The sequence below is a fragment of the Psychrobacter sp. T6-1 genome, assembly GCF_052258445.1.
In genome coordinates this window covers 1-3,344 of record NZ_JBQQFC010000270.1, presented here as the reverse complement: position 1 = coordinate 3,344, position 3,344 = coordinate 1, and the positions used below count along the sequence as shown (strand labels likewise).

Below are 3,344 nucleotides of genomic sequence, written 5' to 3'. Positions count from 1 at the left end.
ACAGGAAGCGGCATGACGATAGATGAAACCGAACAGATATTTGAATCGTTCTATCAAATCGAGCGCAATAAAACAACGGATCAAGGTTTGGGTCTGGGCTTGGCTATCGTCAAAGGAATGGCGCAGCTCTTGAAGGCTGATCTGAACGTTAAGTCAACCGTCAAAACAGGCTCGCAGTTTTCAGTAGTACTCCCGACTTGCTCACCAAGTAATAGTGACGCTTTGAATTTTAGCAAAACGATAAACTATCTAAAGAACAAAGTTATCTTAGTCATTGATGATGATGATGCGGTGCTAAAGTCAATGCAATTACTCCTCGGATCTTGGGGCTGTCAGCCTGTTGCTGTACAGACGCTTGAGGAGGCAGTAACTGCTTTTAATAAGTATAATCCTGACATGGTCATCACCGATTTTCGCTTAGCTAATGGCATAACTGGTGAGGATATTATCTTTGCGATTAGACAAAGTAGTGACTCTGCCCATTTGACGCCGTTTGTCATCTTGACTGCCGATACGACGCCGCAGCTATTTACAGCTACTAAAGCGATAAACCCTTTAGTCCTACATAAACCAATAGATCCAAAGAATCTGCGTCAACAGCTCCAACAAGTACTCGCACTTATCTAAACCAAAAAAGCCGCCTACTATCGTTAAATAGTAAGCGGCTTTATTTTAATTGTCTCTAAGTTCTACATTTTTGCTTTTATCGTTGTCACAATACCTGACAAAGCATAGATGATACCGATAGCTAAGATACCCACAGGGATATCATATATAGCGATACTGAGTATCAAAACCCCAATAATAAGCACCACAAAGGGTACTTTCTTTTTATCAAATTCTTTAAAGCTGTAGTATTTAACGTTGCTGACCATTAAGAGACCACAGATGACAACCCAGGCTGCGAACAAGAACATGACGGCTGTATCGTACTGCCCGATCCACTCGTTATGATCAACGGCAACCATGACAGCAGAGGTAACCAATATCGCAGCGAGCGGACTGGCTAGTCCCACAAAATATTTTTTATCGACAGTGCCTACTTGCACGTTAAAGCGTGCGAGTCGAAATGCGCCGCAAGCGGTAAAGACAAAAGCGCAGCCCAAACCGATACGTCCTAGTGGCTCTAAGGCAAAACTATAAATTAAAATAGCTGGCGCGATGCCAAAGGCAAGCATATCCGCCAGTGAATCATACTGCTCACCAAACGGGCTTTGGGCGTTGAGCATACGTGCTACGCGCCCATCCGCGCCATCTAATATCGCTGACAAAAAAATCGCTAGTGACGCTTTGTAGAACTCGCCTTGCGTACTTGCCAAAATCGAATAAAACCCTGATAGCAGTGATAGCGTAGTAATTAGATTGGGCGCAAGATAGACACCGCGGCTAACGACAGGCTTACCCTCCGCCACCTCGGTTTCTATCACTTCAAAAGTGAGACCGTCGTAGTCGTCATTGTCCGCTAAGCGAATATTGAACTCATGCTCATCGGCATAGGGCGGCTGAGTCGCTGCGCTATCACTGATGCTATCTAAGTGGGTGTTCAATGGTGTCTCAGTGCGCTTGGCATCTGTATCTATCTTGCTATCCATACTCATCAGTTTATCCTTATTCGCCAACCAGCCAGCGCACGTTGGTAGCGCTATCAGGCGTCATATTAGGGGCATCAGCCACTTTGAGTGCCGGCTGCAAGAATCGCAATATCTCGCGCGCTTGGTTGTCAAACTGCCAAGGCGGATTGATAATGAGCATACCCGTACCGTTGAGACCAACCGCGACATCGTTAGGATAGATGTTGAGCTCACAGATCAGCTGACGTCTGATATCAGTGCGTTTTAGCTTTTTGTAAAATAGCTCAACCGCTTCGATGTTTTTGATCGGGAACCATAGCGCATAGGTACCTTGAGGCCATTTATTATAAGAGGCGACAAGCAAGTCAATCAGACGGGTAAAGTCCTTGTGCTCTTGCTCATAAGGAGGATCTAAGAATATTAGACCACGGCGCTCAGCAGGTGGAATGACCGCGCGGATACCTTCAAACGCATCACGGTGATGAATACCAATGGGCAACTTATGCAGTTGATAATTAAGCGCGTCATACTCGCTCGCTTTGGCTTCAAAGGCTTCGCCGCGTACGCCACCGTCAGGGTTCTTTTCGACATGGTGCGCAATCCACCATGGTGAGCCGGGATAGACTTTGCTATCGTAGGTAAAGCGTGCTTGCTTGATACCTTCTATATAGTCTTTAATAGCGGCTGGGGCTTTTTCCATATCGATATCGGCATTTTTAAGCAGCGCTTGTATACCGCCTTTGGCCTCGCCTGTCTTGCGCGCCTCTTCGCTTGCGAGCGAATACAGTCCGCGCCCGCCATAAGCATCTAGCACATAAAACGGCTTGTTCTTTTGGCTGAGCTGATTGAGGAGTTGTACGAGCAATATGTGTTTGACCACATCAGCAAAGTTACCGGCGTGGTAGGCATGTTTATAGTTCATAGTCTCAAAAGTTTAAATAAGAAAAATTGCATCTATGGTAGCATAGACAGCATAAAAGATAACGAGGTTTCGGTAACTCGCCATTGAATAAGAAAGGTGAAAAAGTCGTTTGACTATGCTTATTATAAGGATAAAAGATGACAACGATTCATAGTAATACTGAGATGATGAATTCTGATTTGGATAAATTGACTGTTAATAAGCCAGTAGAATCTGATAATACCTTGCTACTTGTCCAAGATATTGCCACTCTGCAAGCCGCTGACTTTGTTGTCAATTGGGAACAAAGGCTTACCGATATGCAGCTAAACAAGCTTAGTTTTGAAGGTTTTATCATTATCGATAATGTCTTTAGTGACAAAGCTCTACTCGCTTTGCAGGCAGAGAGCGGTTTCATTGATTATCGAGAAGCTCATCTTACAGCTGGCGTGCGTTTAAGTCATATACGCGGGGATAAAATCCGCTGGATTAATAACCACTTTTTAGCAGGATCCTATTATTTACAAAGCATTGATAAGCTCGCTGATGTTTTAAACCGTGCGCTGTTTACAGGGATTCGCCACAGCGAGGCGCATTATGCCTGCTACCCTGTTGGCTTTGGCTATCAGTGGCATAGCGACAATCCTGCGGGGCGTGATGAGCGGGTGCTATCAGCGGTGTTTTATCTTAATGACAATTGGGAGGCAGGTGACGGCGGCGCAGTAGAGCTCGTTGATAATCACAGTATCTCTCATACCATTATGCCTGTTGCCAATCGCTTGATTATCTTTGCTAGCGACTTACAACATCAAGTACAAATTGCACATCGTCAGCGCTATTCTATCGCCACTTGGATGCGCCGCGATAGTTTG

Annotated in this window: 4 protein-coding genes; 2 read left to right on the top strand and 2 right to left on the bottom strand. The window is 45.1% G+C overall.

Annotation, left to right across the window (positions count from 1 at the left end; translation table 11 throughout):
• The coding region (locus tag ACTXGO_RS11455) for a hybrid sensor histidine kinase/response regulator (RefSeq protein WP_443574584.1) at positions 1–627 on the top strand (627 nt) is incomplete at its 5' end.
• Positions 628–689: 62 nt separating this feature from the next.
• On the opposite strand, the gene pssA is transcribed toward ACTXGO_RS11455, so the two are convergent.
• Positions 690–1,598, bottom strand: a complete 909-nt coding sequence (gene pssA / locus ACTXGO_RS11450) for a CDP-diacylglycerol--serine O-phosphatidyltransferase (RefSeq protein WP_443574582.1) — start codon at positions 1,596–1,598, stop codon at positions 690–692.
• A gap of 10 nt (positions 1,599–1,608) precedes the next feature.
• A complete protein-coding gene (locus ACTXGO_RS11445) occupies positions 1,609–2,493 on the bottom strand; it encodes a 23S rRNA (adenine(2030)-N(6))-methyltransferase RlmJ (RefSeq protein ID WP_201599870.1) in 885 nt (294 codons plus the stop codon).
• Positions 2,494–2,630: 137 nt separating this feature from the next.
• Here ACTXGO_RS11445 and ACTXGO_RS11440 point away from each other — a divergent pair.
• The coding region (locus tag ACTXGO_RS11440) for a 2OG-Fe(II) oxygenase (RefSeq protein ID WP_443574580.1) at positions 2,631–3,344 on the top strand (714 nt) is incomplete at its 3' end.